Origin of the sequence: Sphingomonas horti, assembly GCF_009753715.1 — a bacterium.
Lineage (GTDB): Bacteria > Pseudomonadota > Alphaproteobacteria > Sphingomonadales > Sphingomonadaceae > Sphingomonas_B > Sphingomonas_B horti.
Genome location: NZ_WQMS01000001.1, coordinates 279,744 through 294,866 on the forward strand (window position 1 = coordinate 279,744; position 15,123 = coordinate 294,866).

Here is a 15,123-nt window from a genome sequence, read left to right on the forward strand (position 1 = left end):
CCTCCCCCCTCGGGCGGATCAGCCGTCGAGAATGGTTCCTATAGCACGAGTCACCGCGTCCATGTCGGCCATGCCGTCGACCCGGTCGACGATTCCGCGCGCTTCGTAGATCGGCAGGATCGGCGCGGTCTTGGCGCGGTATTCGGCCATGCGGGTGCGCACCGTCTCGGCATTGTCGTCGGGGCGCCGCTTGAACTCGTGGCTGCCGCAGACGTCGCAGGTGTTTTCGATCCTGGGCAGCTTGAAGCGGTCGTGATAGCCGGTGCCGCACTTGGCGCAGGTGAAGCGGCCGGTGATGCGCTCGACCAGCGCGTCCTCGTCCACGTCCAGCTCGATCACATGATCCAGCTTGCGGCCGCGCGAGGCAAGGATCGCGTCCAGCGATTCGGCCTGCGCGGCGGTGCGCGGATAGCCATCGAAGATCGCACCCTGCTCCGCGCCCATCATGTCCAGCGCCTCGCCGATCAGGTCGGAGACGATCTCGTCGGAGACGAGCTCGCCCGCGTCCATCACCGCGGCCACGCGCTGGCCGAGCGCGGTGCCTGACTTGCGCGCCGCGCGGAGCATGTCGCCGGTCGACAGCTGGACCATGCCGCGCGTCGCCACCAGCCGCTCGGCCTGGGTCCCCTTCCCCGCCCCCGGCGGGCCCAGCAGGATGATGTTCATGATCCTCCCCTAGCGCCCCCGCCTCAGCGGATGCGGCCCTTCAATTTCGCCTTCTTGATCAGGTCGCCATATTGGTGCGCGAGCAGATGGCTCTGGATCTGCGTGACCGTGTCCATCGTCACGTTGACGACGATCAGCAGGCTGGTGCCGCCCAGGTAGAACGGGATGCCCGCCGCCGCGACCAGATATTCCGGCAACAGGCAGATCAGCGTCAGATAGGCCGCGCCCACCACGGTGATGCGCGTCAGCACATAATCCAGATAGTCGGCGGTGTTCTTGCCGGGGCGGATGCCGGGGATGAAGCCGCCGTTGCGCTTCAGATTGTCCGCGGTCTCCTCCGGATTGAACACGACGGCCGTGTAGAAGAAGGTGAAGAAGATGATGCCCGCCCCGTACAGCGACATGTAGATCGGCGAGCCGTGCTGCAGATACTGGTTGAGGGTGATCAGGAAATCGCCCCACCAGCCCTGGCCCTGCGTCGCCTGCTGGCCGGCGAACTGGCTGATCGTCAGCGGCATCAGCAGCAGCGACGACGCGAAGATCGGCGGGATCACGTTGGCGGTGTTGATCTTCAGCGGCAGGTGGCTGCGGTCCGCCTGCATCATGCCCCGTTGCGTCTGGCGCTTCGGATACTGGATCAGCACCCGACGCTGCGCGCGCTCCATGAAACAGATGAACGCGACCAGACCCAGAGCCGCGACCACGATCGTGATGATCAGCAGCGGCGACAGGCTGCCGGTGCGGCCGCCTTCGAACAGGTTGACCAAGGTCGTCGGCAGCTGGGCGACGATGCCCGCCATGATGATCAGCGACACGCCGTTGCCGACGCCGCGGCTGGTGATCTGCTCGCCCAGCCACATCAGGAACATGGTGCCGCCGATCAGCGACACGACCGCGGTCACGCGGAACAGCATGCCGGGGTCGACCACCGCCTGCACGCCCTGCTGCGCGCCGAAGCTTTCAAGGCCGACGGCAATGAACCAGCCCTGGACCGCGGTCAGGCCGACGGTGCCGTAGCGGGTATACTGGTTCAGCCGCTTGCGGCCGCTCTCGCCTTCCTTCTTGATCGCGTTCAGCGTCGGGCTGAGCGAGGTCGCCAGCTGCACGACGATCGACGCGGTGATGTACGGCATCACGCCCAGCGCGATGATCGACATGCGCGCCAGCGAGCCGCCAGAGAAGGTGTTGAAGAAGTCGAGCACGCCGCCGCGCGTCTGGTTGGCCAGCAGGCCCAGCGCGGTCGGATCGATGCCGGGCAGCGGAATGAAGCTTAGCATCCGGAACACGATCAGCACGCCGAACGTGAACCAGAGCCGCTTCTTCAGCTCGGTCGCCTCGCCGAATTTCGACAGGTTGAGATTGGTCGCCAGTGCGTCGGCTCGAGATGCCATGGGCTTGCGTCAGTCCTGAAAAACAAAGCGGCGGCGAGCTCAATCGCCCTCCGCCGCTCCATATAGTGGCCCCGATCCCTTTGTCTAAGGGGATCGGGATCGAGCGGCTGGGCTTAGGCCCGCGCCGCCTTCTTTGCGTCGCGCACGCTGTTCTTCTTGGCAGCGGCCTTTTCGGCGGCCGGAACCACCGTCAGCACCTCGACCGAGCCGCCGGCCTTCTCGACCGCCTCGCGCGCGCCCTTCGACACGCCGGCGACCGAGAAGCTCAGCTTGGCCGAGAACTCGCCCTTGCCGAGCAGGCGCACGCCGTCCTTGCCGCCACGGGCCAGGCCAGCGGCCTTCAGGGCGGCGTGGTCGATCGTGCCCTTGGCGTCGAGCTTCTTGGCGTCGACCGCCTTCTGGATCGCGCCCAAATTCACCTCGGCATAATCCTTGGCGAAGATGTTGTTGAAGCCGCGCTTCGGCAGCCGCATGTGGAGCGGCATCTGGCCGCCCTCGAAGCCGGCGATCGACACGCCCTCACGGCTCTTCTGGCCCTTCTGGCCACGCCCGCCGGTCTTGCCCTTGCCGGAGCCGATGCCCCGACCGACGCGGATCTTCGACTTACGCGCGCCGGAATTGTCGCGGATTTCATTCAGTTTCATTGCACTCGGTTTCCCTGTGTTCGCGCAGATTGGATGGAAGCGGCGGGCCTTAGCGGGGGTTGAGGGGTTTGTCACGTGGGAAAGCACCCAGGAATCCGTTCCAATGGTCCGAATGTTCGCAGTGACGAAGGCATACTGCAGGAACGCGGCTGACGGCGGCCGCCATCTGCCCGCTCAGAGCGAAGGCAACTGCTACGATGCGAAAGAGCTCCAAGCTGCATGGCACATCCGCCGGCCTGTAGGACAGCCCGTATTTGTAAGGGGCACCGAAATGTCCGCTAACGATCCACTCCGGCCTGGCTGAGATAAACTTCCGTCAAAGGGGCGTGGTACACCCAGCTTTGTCGTCACCCCGGCCTTGAGCCGGGGTCCCGCTTCTTCATTTTTCCAAACGATCAAGGCATCTGATCATGCAAGTCGCGCCAGTCCGGATTGGCGCGCTCGATCAGCTCGATCTTCCAGTCGCGGTGCCACCGTTTCAGCCGCTTCTCATGGGCGATGCAGTCGGTGATTGTTTCACCGCGTTCCGCCCAAACGAGCCGGGTGAGTCCATAGTGGCGGCAGAAATCCGAACCGCTGCCGTTGCGGTGCTGATGGATGCGAGCAGCCAGATTCGAGGTCGCGCCCACATACATCGTACCCCGATAACGGTCGGCCATGATGTACACCCATCCGCCGCGCCGCCGTCCGTCCATGGGGAGAGAAGAAAAGAAGCGGGACCCCGGGTCAAGCCCGGGGTGACGAGGGAGGAGTCAGTGGCGGCTAACCACCCCTGCCGGCTCGGCCCGCACGCTACGCCCGAAAGCGATCTCTTGCGGACATCCAGTTCATTGATCAAAATCGGACGATGCCTGAGGTTCTGGGCTTGGCTCTCGTGGTCGCCGGGTTCTTTTTGCCCACTCTGGCAAGTGGCTATGTCGGTGGGCGTATACGGAATAGGTGGATCGGAGTGCTGATCTATTTGGCATCCGCCGTAGCGCCTCTGTTTTTGGCTTTTTTTCAATCGGCCGTCTAACCCTTCTCCCGGCGAGGCGATGTCGTTTGCTCACACTGTCGCATATCTGGTTGTGGCTTGGGTTACCTGGTTCGATGACGCTTGCGACAATAGGCTACATCGCGGGTAATGTGGTCCGAAGGCGAAAACGCGACGTGATCTAAGTTCCGCTTCCCTAGTAGCTTGAGGCTTTCGTAGGCCAGCCTGTGAAGGCGGGTTGCTACAATTCGCGCAGCGAGATTTTGCGCGAAGGGGTGCGGTTGATCCATGAGCGGGAGACCAGGCTTGCCGCCCCTGACGCCGCGATCATGCGCGGCATTGCCTCGGCCGATGCCGGGCGGGTCCACGAGCTTGATAGCGTCGCGGCGAAGCTCGACGCCAAATACGCGAAATTGGCGGCCAATCGTCAGCCGCAATGAAGGTCGTCATCACGGCTGACGCGCTGAACGACATGGGGCGCATCGGCGACTATATCGGGCATTGCGGTTCTCAGTAGACTGACCGGTTGCGCTTCGATTTGAGCCGAGCGCGACCCTAACGATCCAACTCGCTGGTCCTGAGCGGAGCGCGAAGCGCGTAGTCGAAGGGCGCGGTGCAACGCCCTCGACTTCGCTCGGGACGAGCGAGATTGTCCGATCACCAACAGCTCTGGCGGAACTCTTTGCTCGGTTTGAACACCACGCAAAAAAGCCCGGAGCGGCGATGCCGTCCGGGCTTTTTCGTTTGCGCCGGGAGGTGGAGGATTACCCCTCCAGCACCTCGACCATATGCGGCAGCTTGCGGATCATGCCGCGGACCTCGGGGGTGTCCTCGAGCTCGCTGATCTTGTGCATCTTGTTGAGGCCCAGGCCGATCAGCGTCGCGCGCTGATCCTTGGTGCGGCGGATCGGCGAGCCGATCTGCTTGATCTTGATCTTCGCCATCTGCGCTTACTCCACGACCATCGCCGCATCCGCCTCAGCGGTCTGCGAGCCGCCGCGGCCGAGCAGGTCGGCGATCTTCTTGCCCCGGCGCTGCGCGACCGACTTGGGCGAGGTCTGCTCGCCTAGCGCTTCGAACGTCGCCCGGATCATGTTGTAGGGGTTGGAGGTGCCGACCGACTTGGTCACCACGTCGGCCACGCCCAGGCTCTCGAAGATCGCGCGCATCGGACCGCCGGCGATGATGCCGGTGCCCTGCGGCGCCGAACGGAGCGTCACCCGGCCCGCGCCGAAATGACCGTTGCCGTCGTGATGCAGCGTCCGACCCTCGCGGAGTGGCACGCGGATCATCTTCTTCTTGGCAGACGCGGTCGCCTTCGAGATGGCTTCCGGCACTTCGCGCGCCTTGCCATGACCGAAGCCGACACGGCCCTTGCCGTCACCCACGACGACCAGCGCCGCAAAGCCGAAGCGCTTGCCGCCCTTCACGGTCTTCGAGACGCGGTTGATGTGGACGAGCTTTTCGATCAGCTCCTCGCCGCCTTCTTCGCCGCCGCCGCGACGATCGTCACGACGCCCGCGATTGCCGTCGCGGCCGCCGCGGCCGCGATCGCCGCCGCCGCGTCCGCGGCCGCCACGCGGGCCACGACCATGGCGCTCGCCGCCTTCAGGAGCCGGCGCGCCCGCGCCTTCGGCGCCGGGCTGGATTTCGGTTTCTTCAGCCATTTAGAACTCCAATCCGCCTTCGCGGGCGGCATCGGCGAGCGCCTTCACGCGCCCATGGAACAGGAAGCCGCCGCGATCGAACACCACGGCCTTGACGCCGGCCGCCGTCGCCCGCTCGGCGACGCGCTTGCCGACCGAAGCCGCCGCTTCCGCGGTCGCGCCGGTCGAGCCGCGCACGTCCTTGTCGAGGGTCGAGGCGGCAGCGAGCGTGCGGCCCGCTTCGTCGTCGATCACCTGCGCATAGATGTGCCGGCCCGAACGATGGATCGACAGGCGGGGGCGCTGGCCGCCGCGTGCCCGCAGCGACGTGCGGACGCGCTGGCGCCGCTTTGCAAAGAGAGAGAGCTTGGCCATTACTTCTTCTTCCCTTCCTTGCGGAAGATGTACTCGCCGCGATATTTGATGCCCTTGCCCTTGTACGGCTCGGGCTTGCGCCAGCGGCGGATCTCGGCGGCGACCTGGCCGACCTTCTGCTTGTCGATCCCGGTGATGTTCACCGTCGTCTGGTCCGGCGTCTGGATCGTGATGCCTTCCGGCACCGCGAAATCGACGTCGTGGCTGTAGCCGAGCTGCAGCTTCAGGTTCTTGCCCTGGGCATTGGCGCGATAGCCGACGCCGGTGATCTCCAGCGTCTTGGTAAAGCCCTCGGTCACGCCGGTGACCAGGTTCTGCACCATCGTGCGCTGCATGCCCCAGAAGGCCCGCGCCTGCTTCGAATCGTTGGCCGGCTGCACCGAGATCGCGCCGTCCTGCACCTCATAGGTGATCAGGTCGGCAAGCGGCATGGTGAGCGTGCCCTTCGGCCCCTTCACCGACAGCTCGCCGCCGTCGATGGTGGCCGTGACGCCGGCGGGAATCGCGACCGGCTTCTTTCCGATGCGGCTCATGATCAGAAGACCTCCGCGAGGACCTCGCCGCCGACATTCTGCTCGCGCGCTTCCGCGTCGGAGAGAACGCCACGAGGCGTCGAGACGATGGTGATGCCAAGGCCGTTGCGCACGCGCGGCAGCTCCTTGGAACCGGAATAGACGCGGCGGCCCGGCTTCGAGACGCGCGCGACATGCTTGATCGCGGGCTGGCCCTCGAAATACTTCAGCTCGATGCGCAGGCCCGCATGGCCGGCGAGCTCTTCCTCGCGATAGCCGCGGATATAGCCTTCGCGCTGCAGCACGTCGAGCACGCGGGCGCGCAGCTTCGATGCCGGCGTCGTGATGCTGTCCTTACGCGCCTGCTGGCCGTTGCGGATGCGGGTGAGCAGATCGCCCAGGGGATCGGTCATTGCCATAGGGTAAAGTCCTTACCAGCTCGACTTGGTCACGCCGGGGATCAGGCCCTTGTTGGCCAGATCGCGCAGCATCACGCGAGCGAGACGGAACTTGCGATAATAGGCGCGCGGACGGCCGGTGATCTCGCACCGGTTGCGAATGCGCGTCGGGTTCGCGTTGCGGGGCAGCTCCGCCATCTTCAGCCGCGCGATGAGACGCTCGGTCTCATCCAGCGACTTGTCGTTCGCGATCGCCTTCAGCTTCGCGTACTTCGGTGCGTACTGCTTCACGAGCTTCTTGCGACGCTCGTTCTTGTTCACGGAACTCAGTTTCGCCATGACTTAAGTTCTCCAGGCCCTCAGGCCGCCTGCTTCTGTTCGCCCGCATCCTGCGGGAAGGGGAAACCGAACAGGCGAAGCAGCTCGCGCGCTTCATCGTCGGTCTTGGCGGTGGTCGTGACGATCACGTCCATGCCGCGCACCTTCTCGATGCGGTCATAGTTGATCTCGGGGAACACGATCTGTTCCTTGAGACCCATTGCGTAGTTGCCGCGGCCGTCGAACGACTTCGGGTTGAGCCCGCGGAAGTCGCGAACGCGCGGCAGCGCGATCGTGATCAGCCGGTCCAGGAACTCGTACATCCGCTCACGGCGCAGCGTGACCTTGCAGCCGATCGGCATGCCTTCACGCAGCTTAAACTGGGCGATCGACTTCTTCGCCTTGGTGACGACAGGCTTCTGGCCGGCGATCGCTTCCATCTCGGAAGCGGCCTGCTCGACCTTCTTCTTGTCCTGCGTCGCTTCGCCCACGCCCATGTTGATGACGATCTTCTCGATCTTGGGCACTTCCATGCGGTTCTTGTAGCCGAACTTCTCCGTCATCGCCTTCACGATGGCGTCGTCGTACCGCTGCTTCATCCGCGGGGTGTAGGTGTCAGCCATTGATGACCTCCCCGGATTTGACGGCCACGCGGACCTTCTTGCCGTCGCGCACGTCGAAACGGACGCGCGTCGCCTTGCCCGACTTCGGATCGGCGAGCGCAACCTTCGACACGTGCAGCGGCGCTTCGCTCCGCTCCAGGCCGCCCTGCGGGTTGGCCTGGCTCGGCTTCCTATGACGCGTCGCGATGTTGACGCCCGAGACGACGACCTTGCCGTCCTTCGGCATCGAGCGAGTGACTTCGCCGGTCTTGCCCTTGTCCTTGCCGGACAGGACGACGACCGTGTCACCCTTTTTGATCTTGGCGGCAGCCATGATTACAAAACCTCCGGCGCCAGGCTGATGATCTTCATGTGCTTCTTCGCGCGAAGCTCACGAACCACCGGCCCGAAAATACGAGTGCCGATCGGCTCCTCGTTCTTGTTGACCAGCACCGCCGCGTTCGAATCGAAGCGGATCGTCGACCCGTCGGCGCGGTGGATGTCCTTGGCGGTGCGGACGATGACGGCGCGGTGCACGTCACCCTTCTTCACCTTGCCCCTCGGCACCGCTTCCTTGACAGAGACGACGATGATGTCGCCCACAGAGGCGGTGCGGCGCTTGGAGCCGCCCAGCACCTTGATGCACTGGACGCGCTTCGCGCCCGAATTGTCGGCGACGTCCAGGTTGGACTGCATCTGGATCATGTCAGTCTCTCCTTAGCCTTCGGCCGACGCCCGTTCGGGCGTGACGTTCGCTGCGACGCGGTCCACCACGCGCCAGGTCTTCAGCTTGGAGATCGGCGCCGTCTCTTCGATGCGCACGATCTCGCCGGCCTTGAACTCGTTGCCCTCGTCATGGGCGTGATACTTCTTCGACCGGCGAATGATCTTTCCATAGAGCGGGTGCTTCACCTTGCGCTCCACACGGACGACCACCGTCTTGTCGGTCTTGTCGGAGACGATCGTCCCCGTCAGCACGCGCTTCGGCATGTTTCCGTTTCCTTACTTCGCAGCCGAGCGCACGCGCCCAGCCTCTTCTTGCGCGCTACGCGCGCGGGCGGACTGGATCGTCTTGATGCGCGCGATCGTGCGGCGCACTTCGCGGACCCGCGACGGCTTTTCCAGCTGGCTGGTGGCCGCCTGGAAGCGCAGGTTGAAGGCCTCGCGCTTCAGGTTGCCCAGCTGCTCGGCGAGCTGATCGTCGGTCAGCGGCGTGAGTTCGCTCTGCTTCACTTGCCGGCTCCCAGGTGCGAGGTGTCACCCAGGCGGGCGACGACCTTGGTCTTGATCGGCAGCTTCATCGCCGCGCGGCTGAACGCCACCGCGGCAATGTCGCCCGGAACCCCGTCCAGCTCGAACAGGATGCGGCCCGGCTTCACCCGCGCCACCCAGAATTCGGGCGCGCCCTTACCCGAGCCCATGCGGACTTCGGCGGGCTTCGACGAGACCGGCACGTCCGGGAACACGCGGATCCACAGGCGCCCCTGGCGCTTGATGTGGCGCGTGATCGCGCGGCGGGCCGCCTCGATCTGGCGCGCGGTGATCCGCTCGGGCTCCATCGCCTTCAGGCCATAGGCGCCGTGGTTCAGCGTCGTGCCGCCCTTGGCGTCGCCGTGGATGCGGCCCTTGTGCGCCTTGCGGAACTTGGTGCGTTTCGGTTGCAGCATGTTCTCTTGTCCTTAGCGGCGTTCGTCGCGCGCGGGGCGCACGCCGGAGGTCTGCGCCTCCATCATCAGGCGGTCGGTCGCCGTCGGGTCATGGCCCAGGATCTCGCCCTTGAAGATCCAGACCTTGACGCCGCACACGCCATAGGCGGTGTGGGCCTCGGCCTCGGCATAGTCGACGTTCGCGCGCAGCGTGTGCAGCGGCACCCGGCCCTCGCGATACCATTCGGTCCGCGCGATCTCGGCGCCGCCGAGGCGGCCCGAGCAGGTGATACGGATGCCTTCCGCGCCCAGGCGCAGCGCCGACTGCACCGCCCGCTTCATCGCACGGCGGAACGCGATGCGGCGCTCCAGCTGGTCGGCGACCGACTGGGCGACCAGCTTCGCGTCGATCTCGGGCTTGCGGATCTCGACGATGTTCAGCGACACGTCCGACGAGGTCATCTCATTGAGCTTCTTGCGAAGCTTCTCGATGTCCGCGCCTTTCTTGCCGATGATCACGCCGGGACGGGCCGCATAGACCGAGACGCGGCACAGCTTGGCCGGACGCTCGATCACCACCTTGGAGATCGCCGCCTGCGGCAGCGTCTTCATGATGTACTTGCGGATCTTCAGGTCCTCGAGAAGCAGACGACCATAATCGTCCCCTTCCGCGAACCAGCGGCTGTCCCAGGTCCGGTTGATCTGGAGACGGAGGCCGATCGGATTGCTCTTCTGACCCATTATGCTTCTTCCTGCTCGCGCACGACGATGCGAAGGCGGCTGAACGGCTTCACGATCCGGGCCGAACGGCCGCGGGCGCGCGTGGCGAACCGCTTCATCGAGATCGACTTGCCGACGCTGGCTTCCTTCACGACCAGCGCGTCGACGTCGAGATTGTGATTGTTCTCGGCGTTCGCAATCGCGGACGCGAGCACCTTGCGCACCTCGACCGCCATAGCCTTGGGCGAGAATTGGAGGATGTTCATCGCATCCCCCGCCTTCTTGCCGCGGATCAGGCCGGCGACCAGGTTGAGCTTCTGCGCGCTGCCGCGGATGGTGGTGCCCACCGCCAGCGCTTCCTTGTCGTCGACGCGACGCGGAGCGGACTGCTTGCCCATTAGCGCTTGCCCTTCTTGTCGGCGGCATGGCCCGGGAAGAAGCGGGTCGGCGCGAACTCGCCGAGCTTCATGCCCACCATGTCCTCGTTGACCGAGACCGGCACGAACTTGCGGCCGTTATAGACGTTGAACGTCAGTCCCACGAACTGCGGCAGGATCGTCGAACGGCGCGACCAGGTCTTGATCGGCGCCGAACGGCCACTGGCTTCCTGCGCCGCTTCGGCCTTCTTCAGAAGGCTGAGCTCGACGAACGGACCTTTCCAGACGGAACGGGCCATCTCTTAACCCTTCTTCTTCGCGTGACGCGACCGGATGATCATCTTGTCGGTCGCCTTGTTGTGACGGGTGCGCGCACCCTTGGTCGGCTTGCCCCACGGCGTGACCGGGTGACGGCCGCCCGAGGTCCGGCCTTCACCACCGCCGTGCGGGTGGTCGACCGGGTTCTTGGCGACGCCGCGGGTCAGCGGCCGCTTGCCGAGCCAGCGGTTGCGGCCGGCCTTGGCCAGGTTCTGGTTGGCGTTGTCGGGGTTCGACACCGCGCCCACCGTGCACATGCACTCGCCGCGGATGTAGCGCTGCTCACCCGAGTTCAGGCGGACAATCACCATGCCGCGGTCGCGGCCGACGACCTGCACATAGGTGCCCGCCGAACGCGCGATCTGGCCGCCCTTGCCGGGCTTCATCTCGACATTGTGGACGATCGTGCCGACCGGAACCTGGCCGACTTCCATCGCATTGCCCGGCTTCACGTCGGTCTTCTTGCCCGCGACCACCACGTCACCCGCGCCAAGGCGCTGCGGTGCCAGGATGTAGGCGAGCTCGCCGTCCTGATACTTCACCAGCGCGATGAAGGCGGTGCGGTTCGGATCATATTCGATCCGCTCGACCGTCGCGGGCTGGTCCCACTTGCGGCGCTTGAAATCGATGTAGCGATAGCGCTGCTTGTGGCCGCCGGCGATGCCGCGCGACGTGACATGGCCCTTGTTGTTGCGGCCGCCCGTCTTGCGCTTGCCTTCGGTCAGCGCCTTGACCGGCTTGCCCTTGTAGAGGCCCGACCGGTCGACGAGGATCAGGCCACGCCGGGCCGGGCTCGTCGGGTTGTAATGCTTGAGCGCCATTGCCTCAGATCCCCGTCGTCACGTCGATCGAGTCGCCGTCCTTCAGCGTCACGATCGCCTTCTTCATGTCCGACCGCTGATAGGGCTTGCCCTTCCAGCGCTTGGTCTTGCCCTTCTGGGTCAGCGTGTTGACGCCCGTGACGGTCACGTTGAACAGCGCCTCCACGGCCGCCTTGATCTGCGGCTTGGTGGCGTCGTTCGCGACCTTGAACACGACCGCGTTGTGCTCGCTGAGCAGGGTCGACTTCTCGGTGATGTGCGGCGCGACGACGACGTCGTAATGACGGGTGTCGACGGCAGCCGCGGCTTGCTTTTTAGCCATTGAACCGGGCCTCCAGCTTCTCGACCGCGGCCCGGGTGAGCACCAGCGTGTCGTGCTTCAGAATGTCATAGACGTTCGCGCCGATCGCCGGGAGCATGTTGATCTCGCGCAGGTTGCCGGCGGCGAGCGCGAAGCTCGTCTCCACCTGGTCGCCGTCGATCACCAGCGCGGTCTTGCCGAAGCCCAGCTTCTCCAGGTTGCCCTGCAGCGCCTTGGTCTTCGCGTCCTTCAGCGACAGCGTCTCCATCACGATCAGCTTGCCGTCCTTTGCCTTCGACGACAGCGCCATCTTCAGGCCGAGCGCGCGGATCTTCTTGTTCAGCGACGGATTGAAGTCGCGGAGCCGGGCGCCGTGCGCCTTACCGCCGCCGATGAAGATCGGGGCGCGACGATCGCCGTGACGGGCGGTGCCGCCGCCTTTCTGCCGGCCGAACTTCTTGCCGGTGCGGGCGACGTCCGACCGCTCGCGGGTCGGGCGGGCGGTGCCGCGGCGCTTCTCAAGCTGCCAGGTGACGACGCGGTGCAGGATGTCAGCACGGGGCTCAAGGCCGAAAATCTCGTCCTTCAGCTCGATGTCGCCCTTGCCCTTGGCGTCGAGGGTTTGAACCTTGACCTTCACGTTCAGCCCTCCTGGCCGGTGTTGTTGGTGTCGGCCGCCGCTTCACCGGCGCCCGCGTCCACCGAGCCGGCACCCGCCGCGTCCGCGGCAGCAACGCCGGCCGCGACCTCGTCGGCACCCGGCAGCGGCGCCATCTCGTGAACCGCGGCCTCGTCGACTACCGGCACGCTCGGCTCTTCGTCATGCGCGGGAGCACGCAGGCCGGCCGGATACGGCGCGTCCTTGTGGCGCGCGACCTTGATCGCGTCCTTGACGATCAGCCAGGTGCCCTTGTGGCCCGGCACCGATCCCTTGACGAAGATCAGGCCGCGCGCAGCGTCGGTGAACACGACTTCCAGGTTCTGCTGGGTGCGCTGACGGTCGCCCATATGGCCGGCCATCTTCTTGTTCTTGAATACGCGACCCGGATCCTGGCGGTTGCCGGTCGAGCCGTGCGAGCGGTGCGAGACCGACACGCCGTGCGTCGCGCGCAGACCGCCGAAGCCCCAGCGCTTCATCGCGCCGGCAAAGCCCTTGCCCTGGGTGTGGCCGGAAACGTCGACCAGCTGGCCGGCGACGAAATGGTCGGCCGAGATTTCCGCGCCGACATCGAGCAGCGCGTCTTCGGCGACGCGGAACTCGGCGACGCGGGCCTTCGGCTCCACCTCAGCCTTGCCGAAGGCGCCACGCTGCGGCTTCGCAACATTCTTCGCCTTGGCCGTGCCGGCGCCGAGCTGCACCGCGACATAGCCGTCACGATCCGCTTCGCGGCGCCCGATAACCTGCAGATTTTCCAGTTGCAGGACCGTGACCGGCACGTGCCGGCCGTCGTCCTGGAACAGGCGGGTCATCCCCATTTTCTTCGCGATCACGCCAGTGCGCATGATCAGGTTCCTTCCAAACAGAGGCTCCGTTGCCGCAAGAGCTCGGGAGCGTGCCAACGAAAAAGGCCCCGGTCAGACCGAGGCCCCAGCCCAATGTCGAAGCGCCCCCGCCCGGGCCGGATATCCGCATCGCTGCGAATGGCGGGGACGCAGGCCAGGTCGCCGATAAGGCGCCCTGCGGTATCCCTTGCTATTCCGTCTTGCCGATCACGCCGGCCAAACAGTCCGGCCATTTCCGGCCGGGATGACGAGGCGGTGAATCACCTGCCCCGTCGGGAGACGCGCCCTTACGCGAGTTTGATCTCCACATCAACACCCGCCGCGAGGTCGAGCTTCATCAGCGCGTCAACGGTCTGCGGGGTCGGCTGGACGATGTCGAGCATGCGTTTGTAGGTGCGCACCTCGAACTGCTCGCGCGACTTCTTGTCGACGTGCGGGCTGCGGTTGACGGTGAATTTCTCGATGCGCGTCGGGAGCGGAATCGGACCCCGAATGAGCGCACCGGTCCGCCGAGCGGTATCGGCGATATCTCCCGTCGCCTGGTCAAGCACGCGATGATCGAACGCCTTCAGGCGAATCCGGATATTCTGGGTTTCCATGTCCACTACCGATGCGAAAGAGCCATGCCCGATTAACGCCGGGCTTCTATAAATTGCGAACCGCCCGGCCCCCTAGAGGGAGCCGGGCGGCGGTGCAAGCTTAAAGCTTACTTGGTGATCGTCGCGACGACGCCGGCGCCGACGGTGCGGCCGCCTTCGCGGATCGCGAAGCGCAGACCCTGGTCCATCGCGATCGGCGCGATCAGCTTGACCGACAGCTGCACGTTGTCGCCCGGCATCACCATCTCGGTGCCCTCGGGGAGAACGACTTCGCCGGTCACGTCCGTGGTGCGGAAATAGAACTGCGGACGATAGTTGGCGAAGAACGGCGTGTGACGGCCACCCTCGTCCTTCGACAGCACGTACACTTCCGAGGTGAACTCGGTGTGCGGGGTGATCGAGCCCGGCTTGGCCAGAACCTGGCCACGCTCGACTTCCTCACGGCCGACGCCGCGGATCAGCGCGCCGATATTGTCGCCCGCCTGGCCCTGGTCGAGCAGCTTGCGGAACATCTCGACGCCGGTGACGACGGTCTTGCGGGTGTCCTTGATGCCGACGATCTCGACTTCCTCGCCGACCTTGACGACGCCGGTCTCGACGCGGCCGGTGACGACGGTGCCGCGGCCCGAGATCGAGAACACGTCCTCGATCGGCATCAGGAACGGCTTGTCGAGCGGACGCTCCGGCGTCGGGATCCAGCTGTCGACGGCGGCCATCAGCTTCAGGATCGCCTGCTTGCCGATCTCGTCATTGCTGTCCTCGAGCGCGGCGAGCGCCGAGCCGGCGATGATCGGAATATTGTCGCCGTCGAAGTCGCGCTTGGACAGTTCCTCGCGGATTTCCAGCTCGACCAGCTCCAGCAGCTCGGGATCGTCGACCTGGTCGACCTTGTTCAGGAACACGACCATGGTCGGCACGCCGACCTGCTTGGCGAGCAGGATATGCTCCTTGGTCTGCGGCATCGGGCCGTCGGCGGCCGACACGACCAGGATCGCACCGTCCATCTGCGCGGCGCCGGTGATCATGTTCTTCACATAGTCGGCGTGGCCGGGGCAGTCGACGTGCGCATAGTGGCGGTCATTGGTCTCATACTCGACGTGGCTGGTCGAGATGGTGATGCCGCGCTCGCGCTCTTCGGGCGCCTTGTCGATGTTGGCGTAGTCCGTGTACGTCGCGCCGCCCGTCTCGGCCAGAACCTTCGTGATCGCCGCGGTCAGCGACGTCTTGCCATGGTCGACGTGACCGATGGTGCCGATGTTCACGTGCGGCTTGTTCCGCTCGAATTTCGCTTTGGCCATTTTCTTCCTACCTTG

The 15,123-nt window shown here is 65.3% G+C and carries 25 protein-coding genes and 1 pseudogene; 1 reads left to right on the plus strand and 25 read right to left on the minus strand.

The annotated features are described in order from the left end of the window. Nucleotides 1-18 precede the first annotated feature (18 nt). The 4 genes from GON01_RS01240 to GON01_RS01255 all read right to left on the minus strand — a co-directional run bounded on the left by GON01_RS01240 (nucleotide 19) and on the right by GON01_RS01255 (nucleotide 3,396). Nucleotides 19-666, minus strand: a complete 648-nt coding sequence (locus GON01_RS01240; protein ID WP_157025227.1) for an adenylate kinase — start codon at nucleotides 664-666, stop codon at nucleotides 19-21. A gap of 23 nt (nucleotides 667-689) precedes the next feature. Next, nucleotides 690-2,057 carry a preprotein translocase subunit SecY gene (gene secY / locus GON01_RS01245; RefSeq protein WP_157025229.1) on the minus strand — a complete coding sequence of 456 codons (1,368 nt, stop codon included), beginning with the start codon at nucleotides 2,055-2,057 and terminating at the stop codon, nucleotides 690-692. Between the two features lie 113 nt (nucleotides 2,058-2,170). Next, on the minus strand, nucleotides 2,171-2,701 hold the full coding sequence (rplO, locus tag GON01_RS01250) for a 50S ribosomal protein L15 (protein ID WP_157025231.1): 531 nt from the start codon (nucleotides 2,699-2,701) through the stop codon (nucleotides 2,171-2,173). Nucleotides 2,702-3,096: 395 nt separating this feature from the next. Then, nucleotides 3,097-3,396 (minus strand): GIY-YIG nuclease family protein, encoded by a 300-nt coding sequence (locus GON01_RS01255; RefSeq protein WP_157025233.1) that lies wholly within the window; start codon nucleotides 3,394-3,396, stop codon nucleotides 3,097-3,099. A gap of 493 nt (nucleotides 3,397-3,889) precedes the next feature. Between GON01_RS01255 and GON01_RS01260 the strand changes: the two are divergent. Continuing rightward, nucleotides 3,890-4,114: pseudogene (locus GON01_RS01260) on the plus strand (type II toxin-antitoxin system ParD family antitoxin); the annotation flags it as partial. Between the two features lie 324 nt (nucleotides 4,115-4,438). On the opposite strand, the gene rpmD reads toward GON01_RS01260, so the two are convergent. The 21 genes from rpmD to tuf all read right to left on the minus strand — a co-directional run bounded on the left by rpmD (nucleotide 4,439) and on the right by tuf (nucleotide 15,108). After that, nucleotides 4,439-4,618 (minus strand): 50S ribosomal protein L30, encoded by a 180-nt coding sequence (gene rpmD, locus GON01_RS01265; protein ID WP_157025235.1) that lies wholly within the window; start codon nucleotides 4,616-4,618, stop codon nucleotides 4,439-4,441. Nucleotides 4,619-4,624: 6 nt separating this feature from the next. Then, nucleotides 4,625-5,341, minus strand: a complete 717-nt coding sequence (gene rpsE / locus GON01_RS01270; RefSeq protein ID WP_157025236.1) for a 30S ribosomal protein S5 — start codon at nucleotides 5,339-5,341, stop codon at nucleotides 4,625-4,627. Beyond that, complete coding sequence (rplR, locus tag GON01_RS01275; RefSeq protein WP_157025238.1) at nucleotides 5,342-5,695, minus strand: 50S ribosomal protein L18; 354 nt, start codon at nucleotides 5,693-5,695, stop codon at nucleotides 5,342-5,344. Then, nucleotides 5,695-6,228: a 50S ribosomal protein L6 gene (rplF, locus tag GON01_RS01280; RefSeq protein ID WP_157025240.1), complete on the minus strand. Its 534-nt coding sequence runs from the start codon at nucleotides 6,226-6,228 to the stop codon at nucleotides 5,695-5,697. Before rplF ends, rplR begins: the two co-directional genes overlap by 1 nt. Before the next feature lie 2 nt (nucleotides 6,229-6,230). Next, nucleotides 6,231-6,626, minus strand: coding sequence for a 30S ribosomal protein S8 (gene rpsH, locus GON01_RS01285; protein ID WP_157025241.1), 396 nt, complete (start codon nucleotides 6,624-6,626; stop codon nucleotides 6,231-6,233). Between the two features lie 12 nt (nucleotides 6,627-6,638). Then, on the minus strand, nucleotides 6,639-6,944 hold the full coding sequence (gene rpsN, locus GON01_RS01290) for a 30S ribosomal protein S14 (RefSeq protein ID WP_157025242.1): 306 nt from the start codon (nucleotides 6,942-6,944) through the stop codon (nucleotides 6,639-6,641). A gap of 20 nt (nucleotides 6,945-6,964) precedes the next feature. Next, a complete protein-coding gene (rplE, locus tag GON01_RS01295) occupies nucleotides 6,965-7,546 on the minus strand; it encodes a 50S ribosomal protein L5 (protein ID WP_157025244.1) in 582 nt (193 codons plus the stop codon). Further along, nucleotides 7,539-7,859, minus strand: a complete 321-nt coding sequence (gene rplX / locus GON01_RS01300) for a 50S ribosomal protein L24 (protein ID WP_157025246.1) — start codon at nucleotides 7,857-7,859, stop codon at nucleotides 7,539-7,541. Before rplX ends, rplE begins: the two co-directional genes overlap by 8 nt. A 2-nt stretch (nucleotides 7,860-7,861) precedes the next feature. After that, a complete protein-coding gene (gene rplN / locus GON01_RS01305; RefSeq protein WP_157025248.1) occupies nucleotides 7,862-8,230 on the minus strand; it encodes a 50S ribosomal protein L14 in 369 nt (122 codons plus the stop codon). A gap of 12 nt (nucleotides 8,231-8,242) precedes the next feature. Next, nucleotides 8,243-8,515 carry a 30S ribosomal protein S17 gene (rpsQ, locus tag GON01_RS01310; RefSeq protein ID WP_157025250.1) on the minus strand — a complete coding sequence of 91 codons (273 nt, stop codon included), beginning with the start codon at nucleotides 8,513-8,515 and terminating at the stop codon, nucleotides 8,243-8,245. A 12-nt stretch (nucleotides 8,516-8,527) separates the two neighbouring features. Continuing rightward, complete coding sequence (gene rpmC, locus GON01_RS01315; RefSeq protein WP_181600163.1) at nucleotides 8,528-8,758, minus strand: 50S ribosomal protein L29; 231 nt, start codon at nucleotides 8,756-8,758, stop codon at nucleotides 8,528-8,530. Further along, entirely contained in the window at nucleotides 8,755-9,192 is a 438-nt protein-coding gene (gene rplP / locus GON01_RS01320; protein ID WP_157025253.1) for a 50S ribosomal protein L16, read from the minus strand. The genes rpmC and rplP overlap by 4 nt, the downstream gene beginning before the upstream one ends. Before the next feature lie 12 nt (nucleotides 9,193-9,204). Next, the gene (gene rpsC, locus GON01_RS01325) at nucleotides 9,205-9,912 is read right to left on the minus strand and encodes a 30S ribosomal protein S3 (RefSeq protein WP_157025254.1); all 708 of its coding nucleotides are present in this window, start codon (nucleotides 9,910-9,912) and stop codon (nucleotides 9,205-9,207) included. Continuing rightward, the gene (gene rplV / locus GON01_RS01330; protein ID WP_157025256.1) at nucleotides 9,912-10,289 is read right to left on the minus strand and encodes a 50S ribosomal protein L22; all 378 of its coding nucleotides are present in this window, start codon (nucleotides 10,287-10,289) and stop codon (nucleotides 9,912-9,914) included. Before rplV ends, rpsC begins: the two co-directional genes overlap by 1 nt. Then, entirely contained in the window at nucleotides 10,289-10,567 is a 279-nt protein-coding gene (gene rpsS, locus GON01_RS01335) for a 30S ribosomal protein S19 (RefSeq protein WP_046347137.1), read from the minus strand. Before rpsS ends, rplV begins: the two co-directional genes overlap by 1 nt. Nucleotides 10,568-10,570: 3 nt before the next feature. Continuing rightward, nucleotides 10,571-11,407, minus strand: a complete 837-nt coding sequence (gene rplB / locus GON01_RS01340; protein ID WP_157025258.1) for a 50S ribosomal protein L2 — start codon at nucleotides 11,405-11,407, stop codon at nucleotides 10,571-10,573. Nucleotides 11,408-11,411: 4 nt separating this feature from the next. Next, nucleotides 11,412-11,729 (minus strand): 50S ribosomal protein L23, encoded by a 318-nt coding sequence (locus GON01_RS01345; protein ID WP_157025260.1) that lies wholly within the window; start codon nucleotides 11,727-11,729, stop codon nucleotides 11,412-11,414. Continuing rightward, nucleotides 11,722-12,348, minus strand: a complete 627-nt coding sequence (gene rplD / locus GON01_RS01350; protein WP_181600164.1) for a 50S ribosomal protein L4 — start codon at nucleotides 12,346-12,348, stop codon at nucleotides 11,722-11,724. The genes GON01_RS01345 and rplD overlap by 8 nt, the downstream gene beginning before the upstream one ends. A gap of 2 nt (nucleotides 12,349-12,350) precedes the next feature. Further along, nucleotides 12,351-13,211, minus strand: coding sequence for a 50S ribosomal protein L3 (gene rplC, locus GON01_RS01355; protein ID WP_157025265.1), 861 nt, complete (start codon nucleotides 13,209-13,211; stop codon nucleotides 12,351-12,353). Between the two features lie 287 nt (nucleotides 13,212-13,498). Next, nucleotides 13,499-13,810, minus strand: a complete 312-nt coding sequence (rpsJ, locus tag GON01_RS01360) for a 30S ribosomal protein S10 (protein WP_046347132.1) — start codon at nucleotides 13,808-13,810, stop codon at nucleotides 13,499-13,501. A gap of 107 nt (nucleotides 13,811-13,917) precedes the next feature. Next, nucleotides 13,918-15,108: an elongation factor Tu gene (gene tuf / locus GON01_RS01365; RefSeq protein WP_157025266.1), complete on the minus strand. Its 1,191-nt coding sequence runs from the start codon at nucleotides 15,106-15,108 to the stop codon at nucleotides 13,918-13,920. Nucleotides 15,109-15,123 lie beyond the last annotated feature (15 nt).

Bases quoted from the DNA above. Each gene is read 5' to 3' on its own strand.
- GON01_RS01240 (WP_157025227.1), bottom strand. From the start codon at position 666: ATGAACATCATCCTGCTGGGCCCGCCGGGGGCGGGGAAGGGGACCCAG.
- secY (WP_157025229.1), bottom strand. From the start codon at position 2,057: ATGGCATCTCGAGCCGACGCACTGGCGACCAATCTCAACCTGTCGAAA.
- rplO (WP_157025231.1), bottom strand. From the start codon at position 2,701: ATGAAACTGAATGAAATCCGCGACAATTCCGGCGCGCGTAAGTCGAAG.
- GON01_RS01255 (WP_157025233.1), bottom strand. From the start codon at position 3,396: ATGGACGGACGGCGGCGCGGCGGATGGGTGTACATCATGGCCGACCGT.
- rpmD (WP_157025235.1), bottom strand. From the start codon at position 4,618: ATGGCGAAGATCAAGATCAAGCAGATCGGCTCGCCGATCCGCCGCACC.
- rpsE (WP_157025236.1), bottom strand. From the start codon at position 5,341: ATGGCTGAAGAAACCGAAATCCAGCCCGGCGCCGAAGGCGCGGGCGCG.
- rplR (WP_157025238.1), bottom strand. From the start codon at position 5,695: ATGGCCAAGCTCTCTCTCTTTGCAAAGCGGCGCCAGCGCGTCCGCACG.
- rplF (WP_157025240.1), bottom strand. From the start codon at position 6,228: ATGAGCCGCATCGGAAAGAAGCCGGTCGCGATTCCCGCCGGCGTCACG.
- rpsH (WP_157025241.1), bottom strand. From the start codon at position 6,626: ATGGCAATGACCGATCCCCTGGGCGATCTGCTCACCCGCATCCGCAAC.
- rpsN (WP_157025242.1), bottom strand. From the start codon at position 6,944: ATGGCGAAACTGAGTTCCGTGAACAAGAACGAGCGTCGCAAGAAGCTC.
- rplE (WP_157025244.1), bottom strand. From the start codon at position 7,546: ATGGCTGACACCTACACCCCGCGGATGAAGCAGCGGTACGACGACGCC.
- rplX (WP_157025246.1), bottom strand. From the start codon at position 7,859: ATGGCTGCCGCCAAGATCAAAAAGGGTGACACGGTCGTCGTCCTGTCC.
- rplN (WP_157025248.1), bottom strand. From the start codon at position 8,230: ATGATCCAGATGCAGTCCAACCTGGACGTCGCCGACAATTCGGGCGCG.
- rpsQ (WP_157025250.1), bottom strand. From the start codon at position 8,515: ATGCCGAAGCGCGTGCTGACGGGGACGATCGTCTCCGACAAGACCGAC.
- rplP (WP_157025253.1), bottom strand. From the start codon at position 9,192: ATGCTGCAACCGAAACGCACCAAGTTCCGCAAGGCGCACAAGGGCCGC.
- rpsC (WP_157025254.1), bottom strand. From the start codon at position 9,912: ATGGGTCAGAAGAGCAATCCGATCGGCCTCCGTCTCCAGATCAACCGG.
- rplV (WP_157025256.1), bottom strand. From the start codon at position 10,289: ATGGGCAAGCAGTCCGCTCCGCGTCGCGTCGACGACAAGGAAGCGCTG.
- rpsS (WP_046347137.1), bottom strand. From the start codon at position 10,567: ATGGCCCGTTCCGTCTGGAAAGGTCCGTTCGTCGAGCTCAGCCTTCTG.
- rplB (WP_157025258.1), bottom strand. From the start codon at position 11,407: ATGGCGCTCAAGCATTACAACCCGACGAGCCCGGCCCGGCGTGGCCTG.
- GON01_RS01345 (WP_157025260.1), bottom strand. From the start codon at position 11,729: ATGGCTAAAAAGCAAGCCGCGGCTGCCGTCGACACCCGTCATTACGAC.
- rplC (WP_157025265.1), bottom strand. From the start codon at position 13,211: ATGCGCACTGGCGTGATCGCGAAGAAAATGGGGATGACCCGCCTGTTC.
- rpsJ (WP_046347132.1), bottom strand. From the start codon at position 13,810: ATGGAAACCCAGAATATCCGGATTCGCCTGAAGGCGTTCGATCATCGC.
- tuf (WP_157025266.1), bottom strand. From the start codon at position 15,108: ATGGCCAAAGCGAAATTCGAGCGGAACAAGCCGCACGTGAACATCGGC.